General features: G+C 65.7%; 18 protein-coding genes. 7 read left to right on the forward strand and 11 right to left on the reverse strand.

What is annotated here, in order from left to right:
* Positions 1-54: 54 nt before the first annotated feature.
* Positions 55-1,833 carry a glycoside hydrolase family 15 protein gene (locus A5785_RS09315; protein ID WP_064866062.1) on the forward strand — a complete coding sequence of 593 codons (1,779 nt, stop codon included), beginning with the start codon at positions 55-57 and terminating at the stop codon, positions 1,831-1,833.
* Positions 1,834-1,855: 22 nt separating this feature from the next.
* Here A5785_RS09315 and A5785_RS09320 read toward each other — a convergent pair whose 3' ends face one another.
* The 3 genes from A5785_RS09320 to A5785_RS09330 are packed head-to-tail and all read right to left on the reverse strand — an operon-like array spanning position 1,856 to position 3,357.
* Positions 1,856-2,290 carry a nuclear transport factor 2 family protein gene (locus A5785_RS09320; RefSeq protein WP_064866064.1) on the reverse strand — a complete coding sequence of 145 codons (435 nt, stop codon included), beginning with the start codon at positions 2,288-2,290 and terminating at the stop codon, positions 1,856-1,858.
* A gap of 17 nt (positions 2,291-2,307) precedes the next feature.
* The gene (locus tag A5785_RS09325; RefSeq protein WP_064866066.1) at positions 2,308-2,688 is read right to left on the reverse strand and encodes a DUF427 domain-containing protein; all 381 of its coding nucleotides are present in this window, start codon (positions 2,686-2,688) and stop codon (positions 2,308-2,310) included.
* A 12-nt stretch (positions 2,689-2,700) separates the two neighbouring features.
* Complete coding sequence (locus A5785_RS09330) at positions 2,701-3,357, reverse strand: nitroreductase family protein (RefSeq protein WP_064866223.1); 657 nt, start codon at positions 3,355-3,357, stop codon at positions 2,701-2,703.
* A 124-nt stretch (positions 3,358-3,481) separates the two neighbouring features.
* On the opposite strand from A5785_RS09330, the gene A5785_RS09335 reads away from it, so the two are divergent.
* Positions 3,482-4,588 (forward strand): alpha/beta fold hydrolase, encoded by a 1,107-nt coding sequence (locus A5785_RS09335; protein ID WP_231894246.1) that lies wholly within the window; start codon positions 3,482-3,484, stop codon positions 4,586-4,588.
* A gap of 271 nt (positions 4,589-4,859) precedes the next feature.
* Here A5785_RS09335 and A5785_RS09340 read toward each other — a convergent pair whose 3' ends face one another.
* From A5785_RS09340 to A5785_RS09350, 3 genes are all read right to left on the reverse strand, one after another.
* Positions 4,860-6,380 carry a catalase gene (locus A5785_RS09340; protein ID WP_064866068.1) on the reverse strand — a complete coding sequence of 507 codons (1,521 nt, stop codon included), beginning with the start codon at positions 6,378-6,380 and terminating at the stop codon, positions 4,860-4,862.
* Between the two features lie 186 nt (positions 6,381-6,566).
* Positions 6,567-7,304: an IclR family transcriptional regulator gene (locus A5785_RS09345; protein WP_049700435.1), complete on the reverse strand. Its 738-nt coding sequence runs from the start codon at positions 7,302-7,304 to the stop codon at positions 6,567-6,569.
* 13 nt (positions 7,305-7,317) lie between these two features.
* Complete coding sequence (locus A5785_RS09350) at positions 7,318-8,787, reverse strand: APC family permease (protein WP_231895458.1); 1,470 nt, start codon at positions 8,785-8,787, stop codon at positions 7,318-7,320.
* A 486-nt stretch (positions 8,788-9,273) separates the two neighbouring features.
* On the opposite strand from A5785_RS09350, the gene A5785_RS09355 reads away from it, so the two are divergent.
* Positions 9,274-10,779, forward strand: coding sequence for an amidase (locus tag A5785_RS09355; protein WP_082938021.1), 1,506 nt, complete (start codon positions 9,274-9,276; stop codon positions 10,777-10,779).
* A 16-nt stretch (positions 10,780-10,795) separates the two neighbouring features.
* Positions 10,796-11,821, forward strand: a complete 1,026-nt coding sequence (locus A5785_RS09360; RefSeq protein ID WP_049700434.1) for an esterase/lipase family protein — start codon at positions 10,796-10,798, stop codon at positions 11,819-11,821.
* Here A5785_RS09360 and A5785_RS09365 read toward each other — a convergent pair.
* Entirely contained in the window at positions 11,797-12,798 is a 1,002-nt protein-coding gene (locus A5785_RS09365) for an oxidoreductase (RefSeq protein WP_064866071.1), read from the reverse strand. The two genes, A5785_RS09360 and A5785_RS09365, sit on opposite strands and share 25 nt — an antisense overlap.
* Before the next feature lie 156 nt (positions 12,799-12,954).
* Between A5785_RS09365 and A5785_RS09370 the strand changes: the two genes are divergently transcribed.
* Positions 12,955-13,983: an alpha/beta hydrolase family protein gene (locus A5785_RS09370; protein WP_082938020.1), complete on the forward strand. Its 1,029-nt coding sequence runs from the start codon at positions 12,955-12,957 to the stop codon at positions 13,981-13,983.
* Between the two features lie 130 nt (positions 13,984-14,113).
* Here A5785_RS09370 and A5785_RS09375 read toward each other — a convergent pair whose 3' ends face one another.
* Positions 14,114-15,478 carry a styrene monooxygenase/indole monooxygenase family protein gene (locus A5785_RS09375; protein ID WP_064866075.1) on the reverse strand — a complete coding sequence of 455 codons (1,365 nt, stop codon included), beginning with the start codon at positions 15,476-15,478 and terminating at the stop codon, positions 14,114-14,116.
* A 150-nt stretch (positions 15,479-15,628) separates the two neighbouring features.
* Between A5785_RS09375 and A5785_RS09380 the strand changes: the two genes are divergently transcribed.
* Positions 15,629-17,797 (forward strand): acyltransferase family protein, encoded by a 2,169-nt coding sequence (locus A5785_RS09380; RefSeq protein WP_064866076.1) that lies wholly within the window; start codon positions 15,629-15,631, stop codon positions 17,795-17,797.
* Between the two features lie 220 nt (positions 17,798-18,017).
* Complete coding sequence (locus tag A5785_RS09385) at positions 18,018-19,277, forward strand: acyltransferase (protein ID WP_064866078.1); 1,260 nt, start codon at positions 18,018-18,020, stop codon at positions 19,275-19,277.
* On the opposite strand, the gene A5785_RS09390 is transcribed toward A5785_RS09385, so the two are convergent.
* The 3 genes from A5785_RS09390 to A5785_RS09400 all read right to left on the reverse strand — a co-directional run bounded on the left by A5785_RS09390 (position 19,270) and on the right by A5785_RS09400 (position 22,011).
* A complete protein-coding gene (locus A5785_RS09390) occupies positions 19,270-20,130 on the reverse strand; it encodes a transporter substrate-binding domain-containing protein (RefSeq protein WP_231894245.1) in 861 nt (286 codons plus the stop codon). The genes A5785_RS09385 and A5785_RS09390 overlap by 8 nt on opposite strands.
* A 94-nt stretch (positions 20,131-20,224) precedes the next feature.
* Positions 20,225-21,172 (reverse strand): alpha/beta hydrolase family protein, encoded by a 948-nt coding sequence (locus tag A5785_RS09395; RefSeq protein ID WP_231894244.1) that lies wholly within the window; start codon positions 21,170-21,172, stop codon positions 20,225-20,227.
* Between the two features lie 218 nt (positions 21,173-21,390).
* Positions 21,391-22,011, reverse strand: a complete 621-nt coding sequence (locus A5785_RS09400; protein ID WP_331710819.1) for a SanA/YdcF family protein — start codon at positions 22,009-22,011, stop codon at positions 21,391-21,393.
* Positions 22,012-22,017: the final 6 nt, after the last annotated feature.

Genomic DNA, 22,017 nt, shown 5'->3' on the forward strand with positions numbered 1-22,017 from the left:
GCCCGACTCGCGAAGTTTCGTCGGACAACTGCGATCACAGGCAGAATCGAGAGCATGGCCGCCTATATCGAAGACTACGCACTCGTCGGGGATTGCCGCACCGGAGCGCTGATCTCACGCAACGGTGACGTCGACTGGTTGTGCGTTCCACGCTTCGACAGCGCCTCGATCTTCGGGAGCCTCCTCGGCAAACCCGACCACGGATCGTGGCACCTTGCGCCAACCGACCTCGACGCGACGGTGAGCCGACGCTACGACGGTGAGACGTTGATCCTGGTGACGCGGTGGGAGACGTCGACCGGTGTCGCCGAGGTCCACGAGTTCATGCCGATCGACGGCGGGCGCGTCGATCTCGTGCGGCGAGTGGTCGGGATCAGCGGCAAGGTCGAGATCGACACGGAACTCCGCATGCGCTTCGACTATTCGCGGGTCGTCCCCTGGGTGCTGCAGCACGGCGACGACGAGCGCCCGGCGCTGAGGGCGGTCGCGGGACCAGACGCCGTGATCGTCCGAGGCATCGCACTGAAGGCCACCGACCACGTCCACCGCGCGACGAAGACGATCCACGCGGGCCAGACCCTTGATTTGGTGTTGACCTGGTACCACTCATATCGCGAAGAGCCAGAACCACTCGACGTCGATCAGGCGCTGCGCGAAACACACGACTGGTGGACGGAGTGGGCAGGCCGTATCGACCACACCGGATCACGCGACGCGGCGATCGTCCGATCGCTGATCACGTTGCGCGCGTTGAGTAACCTCGACACCGGGGGCATCGTCGCCGCTGCAACCACGTCGCTACCCGAATCCATTGGCGGATCACGTAATTGGGACTACCGCTATGTGTGGCTACGTGACGCAGCCCTGACGCTCGACGTCCTCGTCTGCCACGGATTCATCCGCGTCGCCGAGCACTGGCGGATGTGGTTGCTGCGCGCCATCGCCGGCGATCCCAGTCAGTTGCAGATCATGTACGGCATCGCGGGAGAGCGAGAATTACCCGAGATCGAGATGCCCCAGTTCCCCGGTTATGAGGGCTCCGCCCCGGTACGGGTCGGCAACGGCGCCGTCGACCAGTTCCAGGCCGACACCATCGGCGAGGTGCTCGTCGCACTCGACGCCGCCCGTGCCGCAGGCCTGCCGGAGAACAAGATCTCGTGGTCGCTGCAGCGCGAACTACTCAAACGGGCCGAGGAGAACATCGACAAACCCGACAACGGCATCTGGGAGATCCGCGGGCCGCTGCGCAAGTTCACGCACTCGCGGGCGATGGTGTGGGCAGCGTTCGATCGAGGCGTACGCGCCGTCGAAGAGCACGGACTCAAGGGGCCCGCGAACCACTGGAAAGCGCTGCGCGACAAGATTCGAGCCGAGATCGAGGAGACCATGGTCGACCCGCACACCGGCCGGTTCGTCCAGTATCCGGGCACGACGGAGGTCGACGCCTCACTACTGCAACTCCCACAGGTCGGCTTCTGCGACTTCGACGATCCGCGCATGCTCGCCACCGTCGAGGGCATTGAGCAAACGCTGATGCAGGGCGGGTTGGTGCTGCGCTACCGGACGTCGTCGCACGTCGACGGCCTCGACGGCACCGAACACCCCTTCATGGCGTGTACGTTCTGGCTCGCAGAGCAGTACGCCCGCAGCGGCAGGCGTGGCGACGCCGAAAAGGTGATGGCTCAGGGTATGGCGACGGCCAACGACGTCGGACTGTTCTCCGAGGAGTACGACGTCGACGCACGCAGGCAGGTCGGCAACACGCCACAGGCGTTGTCACACTTGGCATTTGTGCGCGCTGCGGATGCGCTCGCCGACTACCCGGACAACTGACCTCGACGCGGGGCGAGCCGCGTCAGCGGGGAGATCCCAACGGGGAGTTGACAAACCACACGATCTCCTCGCGCATCGACCTGCTCCGCCAGCCGTCCTGTGTGCGTATGAGGGTGTGGTGGTAGTAGCCGCCACACGAACTCTGCTCGCCGAGTCCCGGGATCTGCATGGGATTGAAGAACTGCGCGCGAACCGTCGCCGTGTCGCCGCTGATCTCGACGTCGATGTTCAGCACGTAGTGCATCGTCATCTCCAGCGACGACAGCCCGCGCTCGAGCCAGTCCACGACGTCGTCGACGCTGCCGATGATTCCGAACGGCGATGCCGTGTAGTCGATTTCGGCATCCTCGGTGAAGACCGTGCGGTACAGCGGCCAATCCCGGGCGTCGACCGCGGTTGCGTAACGAGTCAGCAATTGCCGGATCTCCACCGTATCCCCGATGGTCTGGGCATCCACTTCGATTCTCCCCCTGCTCAATTCGGTGTGATATCGATGGTCACCGCGTCGGGATAGAACGCGACATGACCCGCGATCTCGGCGACCGCGGGGTACGGCTCGTCGTAGAACCACACCTTGTCGGCGAGCGTCGCACCGTCGGCACCGACTATCCCGTGGTATCCGGCCTCGCCCTTGTAGGGGCAGTAGGTCTGATGCGTACTCGGAGTGAAGACGTCGGCGTCGAGGTCGTGGCGCGGAATGTAGTAGACCGGCGGATACGACGCTTCCCGCAGGATGAGCGCGTCGTCGGTCTCGGCGATGACGCGATCTGCCACGCGGATGCGCACGTGCTCGGTGGCAGGTTCGACGGTGATCGGATGGTCGTCGGTCGGTAGTAGCACCTGGCGTTCGCTCATGGGTCTCCTGTGTCACTCCTGTGCGGCCCGCAGCGGCGGACCGTCGAATCTTTCGATCGTCACGAACTCGTCGACGGGTTGCCTGCGCAGCTTCGTGAGTTGTTTGACGGGTCTGCCGATGGGCAGCACCGCGGCGACGGCGTGCGTCGTCGGCAACCCGATCAGTTCTTGGACGGCGGACTCGCTCGCAGCTGCCATCGTCGTGACCGTGCCACCGAATCCGTGGGCGCGAGCCTGCAGCAGGATGTTCCACACCAGCGGATAGATCGACGCTCCGCTGATGACACCGATGCGGTCGAGGTCCTGGTCGGTCGCCGCGACGACGGCGAGGTCGACCGACACGACGAGCACCACCGGGGCGTTGATGAGCGGCGAGACGAATGCGTCGACGCCGTCGACGGATTCGAGGTCGCTCTCGGTGACCGACGTCGGATTGACCGGATTCCACGGACTCTCGCCTGCCGCCTTTTGCGCGAGGTAGCGTCGGGCCGCAGGTTTGCTGAGGTCGGCGATCCGACGTTTCGTCTCGGCGTCGCGCACCACGGTCACGTGCGCGCCCTGACGGTTGCCGCCGCTCGGAGCGAAGCGCGCGACGTCGAGGATGTCGAAGAGCACGTCGTCGGGAAGCGGATCGTCGGTGTACGACCGCGCCGCGAACGTCGTGCGCATCGCCTCGCTCAGGTCGAACCCGCTCGTGCTTGTGTCGGAGTCCACCTCTTCACTATGCCAACCCGGTCAGGCGGCGGGAGCCGTACTCGACGATCCGGCGCACCAACGCGCCCGTGCTGATTGAATGGCTGTCGACACGCGATTGCCGACCGGCGGTCGACTCGGACAGATCACGGGGGTGACGATGAGCCGACGTTCGACGCTGCAGCGACTCGACCCGATTGGTTCGTGGGGCGGGCTGCACGCCGTGAGTCGGCTCGTGTACACCACTCCGGGTCCGGACGGAACGTCGGTCACCGCAACGGGATTGGTGTGTCTCCCGGACGGTCCCGCCCCCGCGGAGGGTTGGCGGGTGGTTGCGTGGACCCATGGGACATCTGGACTGTCGGAGCATTGTGGGTTGACCGGCTCGCCCGATCTCGAGGCTGGGACCGGCGAGGTGATCGGTCGGCTCAACGCTGCTGGATACGCCGTCGTGGCCCCCGACTATCTCGGCCTGGGCCCGGGCACCATCGGTCCGCATCCGTACCTGCACACCGACACCGAATCGACCGCGACGATCGACGCTGTCTGCGCGGCGCGCATGGGCATCGGCGAGTTGTCGCAGCACTGGGCCGTCGCCGGTCAGTCGCAGGGCGGTCACGCCGCCCTCGCGGCCGGGCATCGCGCCGCGACGTATGCACCCGACCTGATCTTCCACGGCACCGCGGCCCTGGCCCCGGCGTCGAACATCGAGCACGTCTTCGCCATGGCCAGGCCGCAGATGCCGTCGATTCCCGGCTTTCCGGTCGGCAGCCTGCTCGCGGTGCTGACCGGGATGACGGCGACGCCGACCAAGGTGGACGTCCGCTCCTACCTCACCCCGGTCGGCCAGCGAATCTCCAACGAGATGACCGGTGTGTGCAGCGGCGCGAGGCCACAACTCGTAGCGGGGGTATCGACGGGTTCGGTAGTGGCGAAACCTCTGGGCGACAGCGATTTTCGACGCTCCCTGGCCGAGTACATGGCCGTGCCCACCGGCGGCTACGGCGCTCCGGTGTTGATAGTGCACGGCTGGAAGGACTCTCGCGTACCGCTGCCGCTGACGCTGCGCCTGCTCCGACAGTTCCGGCGAGCGGGCACGCGCTTCGAGTTCCACGCCGTCAACGCGGGCCACGACGACGTCCGCGACGGCGCCGGCCTCATGTACCTGCTGGCATTCCTCCACCGCATCCTGCCCGCGCAGGGGTGACGCACGCCCACTCGGCGGGATAGCGCGCCCACTCGGCGGGATAGAGCACCCACTCGGCGGGACAGTGCACCCACTCGGCACGACGGAGCACCCACTCGGCGGGATGACGCGCCCACTCGGCGGGATATCGCGCACATTCGACGAAATACAGCGCCCACTCGACGAAGTTCGGCGCACAGCCGGCGAGAGTTCCCGTCGACTGTGCGCCGTATTCAGCCCACTGTGCGCTGTATTCAGCCCACTGGGCGCTCGAGGTAGGCGACTGTGCGCGTCAGACCTTCTGCTGCATCGACGACCGGGCAGGGTTGCCCTGGTCGGCAGCCTTGGGGTCGGGCTCGTCGGCCTTCTCCGTGACGCCCTTCTTGATCTTGGCGCCGAGGTCTGTGTCGACGCGGCTCCAGTAGTCGAACGCTCGGGCCAACACCGGTTCGGACACTCCGTTGAGCAGGTGGCCGACGACGTTGTCCGCCAGTCGATCCCGCGCGGCGTCGTCGAGTACCTCACGGACCAGGGTTCCCGCCTGGCTCCAGTCGTCGTCCTCGGGATGGTCGACGTAGGCGCTGCGGATGATCTCGCCGTCGGCGGCCCACTGCGGCTCCGGCTGACCCGAGAACGTCGCGGCGGGACCACCTTTCGAGTTCGGCGCATAGACCGGGTCGGTCACCGGATTGATACGCATCGCACCGTCTTTGGAGTACGTGTGGACATCGTTGCGAGGCGCGTTGACCGGGATCTGCTTGTAGTTCACGCCGAGCCGGGCACGATGCGCGTCGGCGTAGGCGAACACGCGGCCGAGCAGCATGCGGTCGGGGCTGAATCCGATACCGGGTACGACGTTGTTCGGCTCGAACGCCGCCTGCTCGATCTGGGCATGATTGTCGGTCGGGTTGGTGTGCAACGTCATCTTCCCGACCTCGTGCAGCGGATAGTCGCCGTGCGGCCACACCTTGGTCAGGTCGAAGGGATTGAACCGATACGAGACCGCGTCGTCGTACGGCATCAGTTGCACCTTGAGAGTCCAGCTCGGTCGACCTCCGCCCGCGATGTTCTCGAAGAGGTCGCGGGTGTGGAAATCGGTGTCGGCAGAAGCCATTTGGTCGGCTTCGTCCTGGGTGAAGAACTCGACGCCCTGATCGGAGATGAAGTGGTACCTCACCCAGTGCTTGACGCCCTGGGTGTTTACCCACAGATAGGTGTGCGAGCTGTACCCGTTCATGTGGCGCCAGGTCTTCGGGATACCGCGGTCGCCCATCAGCCAGGTGACCTGATGCGCCGACTCCGGAGACAGCGTCCAGAAGTCCCACTGCATGTCGTGGTCGCGAAGGTTGTTGTCGGCGCGGCGTTTCTGCGACCGGATGAAGTGCTGAAACTTCAGCGGATCCTTGATGAAAAAGACCGGCGTGTTGTTGCCGACCATGTCGTAGATGCCCTCTGAGGTATAGAACTTCAACGCGAAGCCGCGTGGGTCGCGCCACGTGTCCGGGCTACCCCGCTCACCGGCGACGGTCGAGAATCTCGCGACCATCTCCGTCTTCACGCCTGGTTGGAAGAGCGCCGCGCAGGTGTAGGCCGAGACGTCTTCGGTTGTCTCGAACGTGCCGAACGCACCGCTCCCCTTGGCGTGGGGCTGACGCTCGGGGATGCGCTCGCGGTTGAACTGCGCCATCTGCTCGATCAGATAGTGATCGTGCAGGACGATGGGACCGCCCGCTCCGACGGTGAGCGAATGCTCATCGCTTCCGGCAGGCGCTCCGGAGTCTCTGGTTGTGTAGAAATCGTTCTGATCCGACATATCGCCTCCAAGGGGCTGGGGTCGGCGAAAAGTTGTCAACGGGGCGTCGGGCTGTTTCAACGCCGTGCTCTCGACACTAGACGTCGGACCGATATGCCGCAGAAACTTCGACTGCCCAGCCCAAAGGGCCTGAACCAGCAGGGTCGGTACAGCAGGGCCTGAACCAGCAGGGTCGGTACAGCAGGGTCAGTACAGCAGGGGGCCGAGTTCGGCGGCGAGTTCACGACAGCGGGGCACCAGCGAGGTGATGGCATCGAGACGCGCAGAGAATCCTGTCACCGTGACCGCACCGCGGACCACACCCTCCACGTCGAGTATCGGTATGGCGATCGACGCCTCTCCGTCGAGCATTTCGTCGACCGACACGGCGTAGCCGCGTTGGCGCGTCTCCTCGACTTGCGCTGCGAGTTCACGCATCTCGGTGACAGTCGACGGCGTCAGCGCGGGAAGTGTTGGTGGCAAGAGCTCGCGCCACTGCGAGTCCGCCGCGAGCAACAACTTTCCCGCGGCCGACGCGTGCAGGGATCGGATCATTTCGTGCTCGGCGACCAACGGATGGTCGGGATCCATGTCGACGATCCGAAGGGTCGCGGGACGAAAGTGCATGACGTACACGCCGAAACGCACCGATGCGCGGAACTTCTCGCAGAGTTCCTGTGCGCGGCTGGACATGTACGGGGTCACCGCGGAGTGCACCATGGTGTTCAACCTGTTTCCCAGCGCGAAACCGCGCAGATCCGCTGTCCGCACGAGGTACTCCTCGACGGCCAACGTATTCAACAGGCGATAGATGTTGGCAGGCGGCACATCCAAACGGTCGGCGATCTCGCGGCTCGTTGCTCCCGGCCCGAGATCACCGACGGCCTCGATGATCTGCATCGCCCGCGCTATCGACTCACCCGCGCCGGGACGTCCCATCCCCATCAGCCCACCCCCATCAGCGCAGCCCCGGTAACGCCAGCACGTCGTCACGGTTCGTCTCGTCGAACACACCGACCCGCGCGAACCGCGCGGGCCACCGTGCATAGATCACCACCACCGCGATCGCAACGACGGCCACCGAACCGAAGAAGCACAGGAACGTCACCCGGTCACCGGAGTCCGACATCGTGGCGCCCAACCCGAGAAGAATCACCAGGCCCGACGCGGTCCCCCAACTCGCGACCAGCAGGGGCCGCGTCAATTCCCCCATGCGTCGCAACAACCGCGGCGCCGCGAGACATGCCGCGACGTAGCTGCCCATGTAACCCAGGGCGCTCAGGGTGAGGAAGTCACGGACACCCTCCTCGGGATCGCCGCCGAACCACAGGAACACCAGCGGCCCGAGCGCCACCACCGATGTCGCGATCGCGGTGGCGAACGCCGGCGTGTGTAGTCGACGATGCGTGGCGCCGAACTGCTTCGGAATGATGTGCTCACGCCCGAGCGTGAACAGCACGCGCACAAGCGCATTCACCGATGCCATAGCGCATGCCAGGAATGAGGTAGCGATACCGACGTCGAGAATCATTGCGGCGACGGGGCTTCCGTCCGAGAGGAACAGTGCCGCGAGCGGTGTGCTGCTCTCCCGTACCGACTCCGACGCTCCCGCCATTGCCGCCGACTGACTCGACACGGCAAGCAGATAGATCACACCCGCCAACAACGGTGTCCACAGCAACGCACGTGGCACCGACCGGAAGGGTCGACGCGCCTCGGCAGACAGCGTCGTCGAACTCTCGAATCCGACGAATGCACTCACTGCGACAACCACACTCAGTGCCAGTGAGCCGTCGGGATTCGGGTGCGCCTCGGACAGCCGCCATGGTTGGTCGCGATGGGTGTAGCCGAGCCACAGCATCAGCGCGACCATCACGACAACCGCGAGCAGCTCGATGCAGAGGATCACCACCGCCGAGACCTTCACTCCCCTGATCATCACGAAAGCCATGACGACGGCGGCGAGTACGACGATCACGCTCATCGCCACCTGTGATACCCGTTGTGTCACACCGGCACTGATCGCAACGTGATTCGTGTACAGACCGACAGCCATGAGACCGGCGACGCTCACGGCGGTATAGCCGACGACCGCCGACCATGCCGTCACCATCGCCGTCCTCGCGCCATACGCCTGCGCCACATAGGAATAGAGACCACCGACGACTGCGACGCGTTGCGCCATCGGCCGGATGCAGAGTGCGACGAACATGATCACCACGAGCGCGGTCAGGAATGCCGCGATGCTCCTCGCCCCACCCGCCGCGACGATGACGAAGAGTGGCGTCACGGCGGAGGTGCCCGCAGGCGCGATCGCCGCGACAGACTGCGCGACAACCGCTACGAACGGGAGCTGCCTGCGCGTGAGTCCGCGGACCGGCGACTCGTCGGCAATCAGTGGCACCGACGGCACGGGCGGCGAGGGCACAGGCGGCGAGGGAACCGGTGAAGAGGAAGTCGAGGTCATGATCGCGTTCACAGTGGACCCCCCACGTTGCGCCTCGGCTAATTGAGGTCACGGTCGCGTTAACCGGGGTGAGAGACGTACTACGCCGGCCGTGCGCAATTGATCCAGGTCACCCGGGCTGCGCCGGGTCGGGCGTCGGTCACGGATCCTTGTGTGACAGACAGGTAAATCCGCTCGCGAGTGACGGACGCAGATCTTCGCAGTCAGTGCAACGCCGAGGCGATCGCCAGGTCACACCTGACTCCTAGAGTCATGCCATCGCCACCGGAACGCGCTGGCGATGATGACTCACGACGGCCGGGGCAAAGGGGAACCATGTCGGCATCACAGGCGGTAAGGGGCGCGGAGAGTGCGTCTCATTCACACGAAAACTCAACGGGGACAGCATCACAGGACCAGAGCGCGCAGCGTTCGGGATTCCGCAGACGTTCCGTCCTCGTCGGGGGTATGGCTGCAGCGGCAGCGGGTGCGGTTGCGCTGCAAGGCGTGACGGGGGCCGCACCCGCTGCCGCTGCGGGCCGTGACCTCGACCCGAACGACAAAAGCATCGCGTTCGCGGGCGTCGTCGAGATCGCCAAACGCATTGCGGCAGGCGAGTTCACCGCTCGACAGATCACCGACTTCTTCCTCGCTCGGATCGACATGCTCAACCCGACGTTGCGCGCGTGGACGATTCCGCTTCACGAACGTGCCCGCGCCGAGGCGGACGCTCTCGACGCCAAGAAGGCGAGCGGCGCACGCCTTGGTCCACTGCACGGCGTGCCGATCGGGATCAAAGCCGAGAATCACGTCAAAGGTGTCCCGACAACCTATGGCGGCGCGGCATTCACCACTCCCGCGACCGACGACGCCGAAGTCGTGAAACGCCTGCGTGCCGCGGGTGCAGTCATCCTCGGGATCACGGCTATGCCGGAGTTCGGCATCTGGCCGTTCACGGAGACGTCGGCACACGGATACACCCGAAACCCGTGGAACATCCTGCACTCCACCGCGGGGTCGTCGGGAGGGACCGCGTCGGCGGTGGCATCGGGCATGGTGCCCGCCGCGATCGGTGGCGATGGTGGCGGATCGATTCGGCTGCCGTCGTCGTGGTGCGGCTTGTACGGACTGAAGCTCCAGCGCGGCCGAGTGTCGGCTGCACCCAATGTCGACCTGTGGAAGTCCCTCGGCGTGATCGGCCCGCTGTGTCGGAAGGTCGAAGACACCGCGCTGATTCTCGACTGCATCCACGGCAGCGTCGCCGGAGTGGACCTCTACAAGGCTGATCCGTGGCCGTACTCCCTTACCGAGGCGTTGACGAAACGTGTTCGGCCACTACGGATTGCGATCTCTACGGCGCAGCCCGCCGGCACTCACCTCGACGAGGACACCCGTCGCGCCGTGCTGCAGACCGGCGCCATACTCGGCAAGCTGGGCCACCGCGTCGTCGCACACGATCCGGTCTACCCTGCGACGCTCACCGCTGCATTCCAGCCGCAGGTTCTCGGTGGTTTCAGTACCGAAGCCCGCCGCGCCGACCACTACGAACTGCTCGAGCGGCGAACTCGTGAGGGTGTCGACGTCGGACGGAGCACGGGCTTGTCGTCGGATCTCGCGGTGACCAAGGCCATCGAGCTCAGCAAGACCGTCGGAAAACAGATCCTGGCGTCGGTGTTTCCCGCCTACGATCTGCTGATCTGTCCGACGACGCCCGGAAAGGCCTATCCCATAGGGCAACTCGACGGCGCGGGCTTCGTCGAGGCATCAGCCAAGGCGTCGCCGGTGGCTGCGTACACATCCGTGTGGAACGTCGTGGGTAATCCGGCAGCGGCGGTCCCTGCCGGCTTCTCCGGCGGCCTGCCGTTGAGCGTGCAGCTCGTCGGCCCCAACAACAGCGAACCCCTGATCTGCCAGGTCGCGGCACAACTACAAAAGGCTCGACGCTGGCCCGACCAGACGCCGCCGAACAGCTGAGGCCCGGACACACATCATGAACCGTTATCTCACAACGCTATTCACCGTCGCTGCCGCGACCATCGCCGCGCTCACCGCGACGATCGTTGCGACACCCACCGCAGCGGCCGCAACCAGTTACGCCTCCGACACCCGCGGCGTCGGACCGGAAATCAAAGGGTTCCAAGCCGCTTTCGCCTACCCGTTCCCGGAGGCCGCCCCGGCGGGCGCCAACGACTGGACGTGCCGTCCGACGGCCGCGCATCCTCGACCGGTTGTCCTGGTCCACGGCACCTGGGAGGGCGCATTCAGCACGTTCGCCCGACTCTCGCCCGCCCTCAAGCGCGCCGGATTCTGCGTCTTCACACAGAATTACGGCCGTGGCGGCGTCGCAGAAGGTGGCGCACTGTCGGTGATCCCCGGGCTATACGGGACGGGTCCCGTCGAAGACTCCACTGAGCAGCTCGCGCAGTTCGTGCAACGCGTGCGGAAGGCAACGGGAGCAAGCCAGATCGATGCCATCGGTCATTCTCAGGGCGGCGTGCTCATCCGTCGTTACCTCAAGTACAAGGGCGGCGCAGATCCATCCGACCCCACGCACAACGTCGTCGCGAACGTGGTGACGCTCGGCGCCACCAATCACGGGACGACACTGAGTGGCTCGGGCGCGCTCGCCGTGGTGCTGCGGGACGCCGGTGTCAACGTCGAACCAGGCGTCACGGCCATTGCGGGAAGCGCGGGATACGAACAGCTCGTCGGATCGTCGATGATCACCGACCTCAACCGCGGCGGCGAGACATTCGCCGGCGTCGACTACACCGTGATCGCGACCCGCTTCGACCAGTTCTCGACGCCGTATGCCGCCACGTTCCTGACTGCTGGTCCCGGCGCGAGGGTCAACAACGTCCTGCTTCAGGATGGCTGTCCGGTCGACATCTCGGGGCACTCCGTGATGACCTACTCCCCGCGGGCGATCTCCGTGACGCTACGTGCACTCGGCGTTTCGACGCCGCTCGTGTGCACCTTCCATCCGTGGAATCAGGACTGGGGATTGACCGGGTAGTCCGGCAGGTCGAAACCGACGCCCGTCGCCTTCTCCGCAGCCTCCCACAATGCGCGAGCCAGGCGAAGGTCGTCGGTTTCCTCCGGCGGAGCAACCAGGACCGGCGCGCCGGACAGTTCCAGGAACCCTCCCGGCCCGATGTACTGGCCGCCGAGCAAACCGGGATCGGTCGCCGCACGCACAGACGACAGCGATCCCTCAGCCGGGTCCATGATGAAAGTCCGTCGCACCCACCGCAGGCTCGGCGTGCTGAACAGCCAGCTCAGCACTCCTTGATCGCGCATCACCCCGCTGTGGGTCGCACCCGGATGCGCCAGGACCGACGACGGCGCACCGTCGCCGAGCAACGCAAGCCGACGCTGCAGCGCCACGGCGAAGATCGCCTGGGCCAGCTTGGACCGCGAGTACGCGGCCGCGGCGCTGTAGCCGGTAGTCATCGCGAGGTCGTCGGGGTCGAGTCGACCAACCGTCGACAGCTTCGAGCACACCGAGACGATGCGGGCGCCACGCGCGGCACGCAGCGGACCGAGCAGCAGCCCTGTCAGCGCGAAATGTCCGAGGAAGTTGGTGGCGAAATCCATCTCGACGCCGTCTTTCGTGACTTCACGCTCCGCGCGCATCACCCCGGCGTTGTTGACGAGGATGTCGATCGTCGGAAAGCGCTCGACCAACTCGTCGGCGGCGCGCCGCACGGAATCCAGCTCACTCAGATCGACCTGCACGATCTCGATGTCGGGAGAGATCTGGCTGTCGGGAGAGATCCGGCTGCCGTGGCCACCCGGCCCGCTGTCCGCGACGATCACGTCCCGCGCGCGTGCTGCGGCCTCGACGTTGCGGCACGCGAGCACGACCCGCGCTCCGAGATGTGCCAGGTGACCCGCCGTCGCCAACCCGACGCCCGAATTCGCACCGGTGACCACGGCGGTACGTCCGGACAGATCCGGCGCATCGGACACCGACCACCGCGATTTACCCATCGCTGCATCCTCCCACGTCGGATATTCGTACGATCTCACACGTTCTGACAAGGATCGGGCGGCGTCCCGCGGGCACAATGGCATACGCGAACTCTTCGCCGCACTTTGCCAACCCGCACCCGACACCCGTCACCAATGCCGAGGACCTTGTCTCACGTGGCCACCCCCCGCGACCTGCCGTCACCCGTCCGTGCCCTGACGGTCTCTGCGCTTGCTCTCGTGTGCGCGGTGACCGCATCGTGCTCGACGCCGACACATGAGTCGGTAGGCGCATCGATTCCCGCACCGTCGGGGGCCGTACCAGCGACCGCCAAGGTGTCGGCCGCTGTTCCCCGGGGCGCCGCAGCCAAGGACATCAACAATCAGGCGACCGAGTCGAGGATCACTCTGCATCGCTACTTCTACGCGGTGTCGACGGGGCAGGCCGATCCGCGACAGAACTGGATGGACCTCTACCTTCCGCCTCGGGCGGGCAAGGTCCCTCTGGTCGTCCTCATCCATGGCGGAGGGTGGCAGGCCAAGATCGGGGCCGGCACGTTCGCCACGTTCGCGCGACGCCTGGCTCAACGCGGACTCGCTGTGGTCAACGTCGAGTATCGCCGGCTCGGCAACGGCGGCGGCTGGCCGACGACCTTCGTCGACGTCGCGTCGGCGATGGACGCCATCCCCGACCTCGCGAAGGCCTATCCCCAGCTCAACCTCAACAATGCGGTCACCGTCGGACATTCTGCGGGTGCCCAACTCGCTGTCTGGGCAAGTACGCGACAGGATCTACGTCCCGGCGAGGTCGGTGCATCCCCGACGTTCCGCCCGACGACCGTCATCTCGCTCGCGGGTCCGCTCGACATGCGCAGGGCCGTCGCGATGGGCGACACGCGCATCGTGCGCGTACTCGGCGGCACACCGGACGAGGTTCCCGACCGTTACGCGTCGGTCGACCCGATCCAGAATCTCGATCCGCAGACGCCGGTCATCGCAGTCGCCGGTACGTCGGATCATGTGGTGCCGCACGTGCTTTCGCAGGATTACGTCGCCGCCGACGCCAAGGCGGGCGGCCGTGCACGGGCGATCATCATGCCGGGACAAACACATTCGTCGCTGGTCGATCCGAAGTCGAGGGCGTTCGAGCAGGTCCTCGAGCTGATCACCCGCGTCACCAACGACGTGCATGCCAACGGTTCATGACGCACCGCGCCGCGTGACACGAACCGCATGACACGAAACGGCTGGCACGAACCGGCTGACAGAACAACGGGTTCCGGCCACAGGAGTGTGGCCGGAACCCGTTGAGTCAGAGATTTTTGCTGCCAATCAATCAGGCGGGAACTGCGCGCGAATTGAAGCTTCCCAGCGGCTCGAACCGTCCGAGCACGTCGTCGGCCGGCTCGCCCGACACCGCCGAGATGAAGCCGAGCACGTCGTCGCGATCACCAAGCGTGAGAAGCGGATTGGGGTCGGACAGCAAGCCGAACAGCGCCGAGGCGACGTCGACGTTGACAGCCGCGGCCGGGAAGGCCAGTTCGAGGTGCGTCGCGTAATCGGGGTCGCCGAGGTAGAGCCTCGTCACCTCGACAGACGCGTGTCCTCTTCTCTCCCAATGCTCCTCGAACTCGTCGGTCAGCCACTGCGCGGAGAACTCCGCCGACGGGTCGTCGTCGAGGCGCGCCTTGGCGGCCTGCACCAATTCGGCGACCTGGATCAGCGAGTTCTGCGCGCCCTGGCCGGCAACCGGGTCGACGGCGATTACGGTGTCGCCGATCGCCGCGACGACGTGCCCGCTCTTCGTCGTGCCGACGGGCTTGCGGACGGTCGGGGTGACCGCACCCTTCAACCACGAGTAGGGATCAGAGTCGATGACGGCGAGCTCGCGGATCGCCGGAGCGTCGGCGGGAAACCACTCGTCGAAGATGTCGACGATTGCCTGACGCGCCGACGAGGCGTCGGTGACCTCGTCGATCTTCGGCGCCCACGCGCCGTCAGGCTTGGCGAAGACGATGAACGACCATGTCGCGCCCGCGTCCTTGTGCAGGAAGGGTCCGACGAAGATCTCGCCGTTGTCGCTGTCGAGGTTGAACAGCGACTGACGTCCGCCGTCGGCAGCACGGTAGGCGAACGTGTCGGGACCGTGGTCGAGTCCGGTCAGGGTGACCTGCAGGAGTCGACGCTGCGGCTCGCGATAGTGCGTGCGCTCGTCGTCGACCGGGAAGAACGACGCCAGGCCGCCCTTGCCGGTGGCGACGAGGGTCAGGTCGTTGTCGGCAGCGATCTCGTCCAGGCGGTCTGGATCCACGGCTTCGACCTCGAAGCGGCCGCCGCGCTCGAGGAATCGACCGAGGCGGTCATCGGCACGTAGACGCAGGTCGACGGCCTGCGCGACGTAGCCGTAGTCGGGGTTGAACTCGAGAACGTCGACGCGCTCGGTGCCCTCCCCTGACGACAGTCGAACGCTGATGCCGGTGGTGTTGCCCACCTCGTAGAGGTCGTCGATGATCTGCGCATCCCAGTCGCGCGAGCTACCGAACAGCACGCCGACGCCGGTCGGTGGGACCCTGTCTCGCAACGACTCTCGATCGCGGTCAGAGTAGAGAGTGACGTCGAATCCCGCGTCGAGGAAGCCGAGCGCAGCGCTCGTACCCGTTACTCCCGCGCCGACGACTGCAACGCGCTTCTGGTCTGCCATCTGTGCTCCTTGTGGTCTGAACTTTTCGACAATGGACACAGCGTGCGCGATGCACTCTGGTGGGAAAAGATTTAGAAGCACGAAGGCGCAAACCTCCCGCGCCGATGGGGTCCGCGGACTGGGTCATTCGCCGCGCTACCATCGCTGCCTGTGAGTTCCACGCTTTCCGACGCCGGGATCGCTCCCGGCACCCCCAACGAGGACGCCGCCACCGGCAACACCTCGGGGTACCGCCTCGACCTCGACGGCCTGCGGGGTATCGCGATCGCACTCGTCGCGATTTTCCACGTCTGGTTCGGTCGGGTGTCCGGTGGCGTCGACGTGTTCCTCACGCTGTCCGGCTACTTCTTCATTGCGTCGTTGCTCAAGCACGTCATCGCAACCAACCCGCCGAACGTGTCGTGGCGACGGGCGGTCGATCCGTGGCCTCGCTTCTGGCGACTGGCACGGCGCCTGCTGCCCGCTCTGCTCGTCGTCCTGGCTGTCATCACCGCCTTGATAGCGCTGATCATGCCCACAACTCGTTGGGGCCCTTTGGGTTCGGAGATCCAAGCGAGTGCGCTCTACTACCAGAACTGGCACCTGGCCTTCGACTCACAGGACTACGCTGCCGCCGATTCGGCGAACAGTCCGATGCAGCATCTCTGGTCGATGTCGATGCAGGGCCAGTTCTTCGTCCTCACGCTCGTGTGCATGCTCGCGCTCGGCGGCGTCCTGAAGCTGCTCGCACGTCGCATCTCGGTGTTCGGCGAGGCCCGCGTCATACGTGCCATCGTCGGCGTCGCCCTGCTTGCCGTCGCAGTCGTCGCGTTCGCCTGGGCGGTCTACCGGCACGACGTGAACCAGCCGTTCAACTACTACGACACTGTCGCGAGGCTGTGGGAGCCGCTCGCGGGCGGGCTGTTGGCCGTCGCCATTCCCCAAAGGCTTACGCGGGTCCACCGCAACCGCCTCGCGATGCCCGGTTGGCTGCGCGACGTCGTCGGTGTTGGTGCGCTTGCGCTGATCGTGAGCTGCGGCTGGTGGATCAGCGGGGTGTCGGAGTATCCGGGCGTCTGGGCGTGGATACCGGTCGGCGCGACGCTCGCGCTGATCTGGACCGGTTCACCCGCTGCCCGCGACGCGGCGTCGAACGACACCGGGCTGGTCAGCCGGGCACTCGCGCACCCGCGGCTGGTGTGGCTCGGTTCGGTGGCCTACGCGCTCTACCTGTGGCACTGGCCGCTGCTCATCTTCTACCTCGCGTGGCGCTTCCAGGACGACGTGAGCTGGTACGAGGGCACAGCGATCCTCGCGGTGTCGCTGCTGCTGGCGTGGCTGACGACCCGGTACATCGAAGCTCCGCTGCGATCCGGACGGGACACGGGTTTCGGCCGCTCGTATCGGGTCGCGCTCACCGCTGTGCTCGTGATCGCGACGATCGTCGCGGGCACCACGGCCGTCGTCTGGCAGCGCAACGCCGCGAACGCGACGGTCAACACCGACAACCTCGATCCCCGGCTCTACCCCGGTGCTCGCGCGTACCTCGACGGCGCGCCGACGCCCCGCGTCGACCCCCAACCGAGCCCGGAGGTCGTCGATAAGGACTGGCCGGTCACCTCGTACGACTCGATGATCAGCGGCTGGAAGGACCCGTCGATCAAGGTCGGCGTCTACGGCGATCCTGGGGCCACGCGCACCGTCGCGCTGGTCGGCGGATCGCACGCCGAGCAGTGGATCACCGCGCTCGACGCCGTCGGCAAGCAGCGCGGATTCAGGGTCACCACCTACCTCAAGGTCGGCTGCGCGTTGACCACCTCGCACGTCTTCACCTGGTTCGGGCAGAAGTACTACCAGTGCAACGACTGGTCACGGCGCGTGATGGACAGGTTGGCCGTCGACAAACCCGACGTCGTGTTCACCAACAGCACCCGCCCGGTCGAGAACGGGCCCGGTGACACCGTTCCGAAGGACTACACCGACATCTTCACGCAGTTCCGTGAGCGCGGACAGCGGGTCGTCGCGGTGCGCGACAACCCCTGGGCACATGGCAAGCTCAAGCCGCCGGAATGCCTGGCACAGGGCAAGAAACCGCAGGTCTGCGGCGTCGACCGGGATGCGGCGATGGCGGAGACGGACCCTACGGGGGCCATCGCGTCGCAGTATCCGAACATGTCGTTTCTCGACTACACCGACGCGATGTGCGGTTCGGCCTACTGCCCGGCTGTCGTCGGCAACATCCTCGTCTGGCACGACTACCACCACCTGTCCGCGACGTTTGTCCGCAGCCTGATCCCTGCGGTCGACGCCGATCTGGGCCGTGCGCTGCGGTGGTGGTGAGTCTGAGCGCCGGTGAGACTCGCTGACAGCCACGTCTCAGGGAGCGTCCAGACTCCACTGATAAGCTCAGACGCGATAACGGGAGGATCACGGCCTATCAACGCGATGGGGCCGCAACGTTGACGCACGGGGCGAGCGTCGAGGCTCGAGCACCCCGTCAACGTGAAGAGATCCGGCCCCGCACACCGTCCACGAGAACTGTCAGGGGCTGAGTCTGAGTATGTCGACGACGTTGGTTTCGCGTGCAAACGAGTCGACGGCAGGTGCCGACGCCTCGACCACGCGACCGACGCGCCGCCCCTACCTGCACCAGGTCGACCTGATCCGCAGTGTGACGTTCTCGCTGGTCATCTTCGTGCACTGCCTCACGCAGACCACCAACGAGTTCACCAGCATGCCGGTGAACACCACGTCGCTGCTGCTGCATTTCACGCGCAACACCTTCTTCGCCCTCACCGGCTTCGTGCTGATGTACCAGAACTTCGACAAGCAGGATTTCAGTGCGCCGACGTTCTGGAAGCGTCGAATCAAGCTGGTGATCTATCCGTACGTGATCTGGTCGGCCATCTATTGGGTGGTCAACATGTGGCTGGCGGGCAGGCTCACCGAGGTCCCGACGAGTCTGACCAACTTCTTCTACCAGCTCAGCTGGGGCCTCTCCGGGTTCCAGATGTACTTCCTGTTCGTCATGCTGCAGGTCTACCTGATCTTCCCGCTGGTGGTCTGGTTGCTGCGCGCAACCGCCGGGCACCACGTCGCGCTCCTTGGTGTCAGCTTGGTGCTGCAGTTCGCCGTCGCCGCGACCATCACGCATTGGAATCCGCCCGCAGCCGTCGCGGCCCACTGGTGGCACAACTACGCGACGTTCATCCCGTATCAGTTCTTCATCCTGTACGGCGCCGTCGCCGCGGTGCACCGCAAGCAGATCGGCGCATGGCTGCAGGGCAAGGGCTGGTGGTTGTTCGGCGCACTGCTGGTGACCGCAGCGATCGCCGTCGGCTCGTACGTCGGGGGCGTCTGGTTCGCGGGCAAACCGGTGCACGACAACAACTCGGCGTTCTACCCCACGTTGCTCCCGTTCCTGGTCGTCGCGATGACCTGCCTGTACGCGGTTGCCCTGCACTGGGCCGAGAACCGACGCGAGTTCACCCCGCGATTCGCCCGGGCCGTGAAGTACGCGTCCAATCGCTCGTTCCCGGTGTTCCTTGTCCACGTACTGGTGCTGACGATGATCATGTACCCGCAGCGCAACGGCACGTCGTGGGTGCTCGACGCCATCGGACAGCCGTGGGCGACCATCGTCGTCTACGTGGGCACGCTGGCCGGGTCGCTCCTCCTCGTCGAGATTCTGCGGCGACTCCCCGGCGCGCTGTACCTGACGGGGCGCCCGCGAGTTCCGTTCCGTTCGCCGCGCGCGGACTCCGCGCCGACCCTCGCCGACGATGCGCCGAGCCGTCGCGAAGGCGCTGCCGTCAGCTGATCGCGGTGTTGATCGTCGACTGCTTGATCAAGCCGTCTTCGAGACCCCACTTGCGTGCGATACGACGCATCTCGCCGCTGTCGATGAGCCGCTGAACCGCGTCACGCAACGTGGGTCCGAGCGGCGAGTTCTTGGCGACCGGAAGCGCATAGGGCTCGGTGTCGAAGATGTCTCCTGCCAGCGCCAGGGCGTCGTGAGACTTGTGCACCGCGAACGCGATAGCAGGCGAATCGGCCGAGATCGCATCGGCCTTGCCCGCCTCGAGCCCAGCGACGGCGGCATCGATACTGTCGAAAGGCACTGCAGTGATTGCCTTTTCACCGACAGTTGTACACGCCTGACTCTTCGCCGGAATCTCGACGGTTGCCTGCACGGTGCCTGCCGACACCGCCACCCGCAGTCCGCACGCATTGTTGGGGTCGACGTGCTTTCCTGTCGGTTGGGCCCATTGAGTGCCCGCCGAGAAGTAGCTGACCAGGTCGACCCGACGCTCGCGGGCAAGGGTGTCGAAGATGCCGCGTAACCCTGTGTCGTAGGTACCGTCCTGCACCCCCGCGATGATCGTCGAGAACGCCGTGGTGCGGAAAACCGGTGTGACGCCGAGCAATTGACCCAGCGCGGTCGCGACGTCCGCGTCGAATCCCACGTACTTCCCGCCTTGCGACGCGATGATCGGCTCGTAGGGTACGTCGGTCGCGATGAGGAGTTGCCCACTCTCGCGGATGCGCGCGGGCAGTTGAGCCGCGAGTGCGGAGTCGACGCTCAGCGACGCAGGCGCCGTCGACGTCGAACCGCTGTTCGCCGAGTCCGATTCGCATGCCCCGAGGGCGACCGCACCCACTGCGACGATCACGGCGACGCTCGTCGAGCGTAGACATTTTCTCAAGCGCCACATGGGTTCTGGCCTGCTTTCACGTGCGGTGAGCTCGTCATGACCTGCAAGCCCGTCATGACCGGGAAGCATTGTGCGCGGCCCTGCTGATCGTCTCGACGACGAGCGGGAAGGTCGGGGCGGAGGGAGTCACGATCGACACGTGGTCGGCGCCGTCGAGCAGAACCACCGTGCCCGTTCCGCCCTCACGTTTGACTGCCTTGACGTAGTTCTGCGAAAGGATCGGCGGGACAACGTGATCGTTGGTCCCGACCATCGCGATGATGGGCGCTTTCGGGTCGATGTTCTGTATCGGATCGACCGACGTGTAACGGTCGGGAACCTGCTCTGGCCGACCGCCGAGCGCCGTGACGATCCGATCGTCACCGAGTTTCACGGCTGTTCGCATGTCGAGCGGCCCGGCCAGCGAGACCACGCTCGTCGGCCAAAAGGCGGGCGATGCACCGACTTCGCGCGGCTCGAGGTTGTGTCGGGTTCCGGCCCACATCGCCAACTGTCCTCCAGCAGAATGTCCGACGACGACGGCATTCGTCGTGTTGATCTCCGGGTTGCTGCTACGGACCTGCGGCACGAAATCGAGCGCGGCGGCAACGTCTTTGAAGGTCGTCGGCCAGCCACCGCCCGACCCGACTCGCCGATACTCGACGTTGTAGACGGCCAGGCCCCGCTCCGCGAGACGCCTCGAAAAGGTGACGAAACTGTCGGCGCCGACCTGCGCCTGCCACGACCCTCCGTGAATCAGAATCACCAGCGGCACTGATCCGTCTTTGTGATCGCCGGGAGGGAGGTAGAGGTCAGCCCAGTTCTGCCGATCGTCGCGTGTGCCCGTCGTGGTCGGATACAGATACCGCCTGGCTTCGACATCCGACGACGAGTTGACCTTGGCGAGTTGACCGTCGGCCGCGCCCGCATTGACCGGGGTCGCGGCAGGAGCAGACGATCCCCCGCCCACCGACGTGTCGGTCGCCGAGCAGCCCACAGCGAGCATGACGGCAGAACACACGACGGCCAACATGCCGGATGGTCCGATTGATAACCGCCGTCGAGTCACGAGAGCACGCCCACTTCCCGCGCGCCCACGTCCCGCACGACTGCGTCCACCGATGTTCCTATCGACGATCCTTTACCAGCGCCTTACCGCGCGAAGTTTAACAACACGAATGCGATGTTCGGGTACTTTACTCACGGTTCCACAGCGCTCGCACGTGATCGAAAAGGTCGCTATCTCGATGCGGACAGCATGGACAGCAGCGCCCGTGGATTGGCGAACAGGCTCTCGCGCACGTGGTTTCGTACCACTGTCGGCCACTCGCACTCACACGAGGCGACCACCGCGCTTGCGTCGATTCCGGCCGCCCGGCACAGCGTGACGGCACGGTCGGCATGGAAGTCCTGGGTGATCAGAAGTGCCGCCCGCAGGCCGAAAGCATCGCGGGCGCGAACGCAACTCTGTTCGGTGCTCATGCCCGCAGCGTCGTCGACGATGGCGTGTGGCGGAACCCCGCGCTCTTCGAGATACGCGCGCATCACCGCCGGTTCATCACCCGCGTCGGCAGAACCGTTGCCGGAATTGATGATTCGCGTGACGATTCGGCGGTGATAGAGGTCGAGTACCGTGTCGAGGCGACCCCGAACATAGGTGCCGGGTTCGCCGTCAGAAACCAGCGAACCCAAGACGATGGCCGTCGCGGGGACCGAGCCGGGCCGCAGCGCGGCATCGTCGATGGCATAGACCCGACCGTGCGCGCCGACGAAGACCACGGTGGCCGCGACAGTGACGATCAGTTCCACAAGTACCGCCACCCACATCAGCGACAAGCCGATACGACGACGGTTGAGCACGTCTCA

It is taken from the genome of Gordonia sp. 852002-50395_SCH5434458 (assembly GCF_001665905.1).
GTDB lineage: Bacteria > Actinomycetota > Actinomycetes > Mycobacteriales > Mycobacteriaceae > Gordonia > Gordonia jacobaea.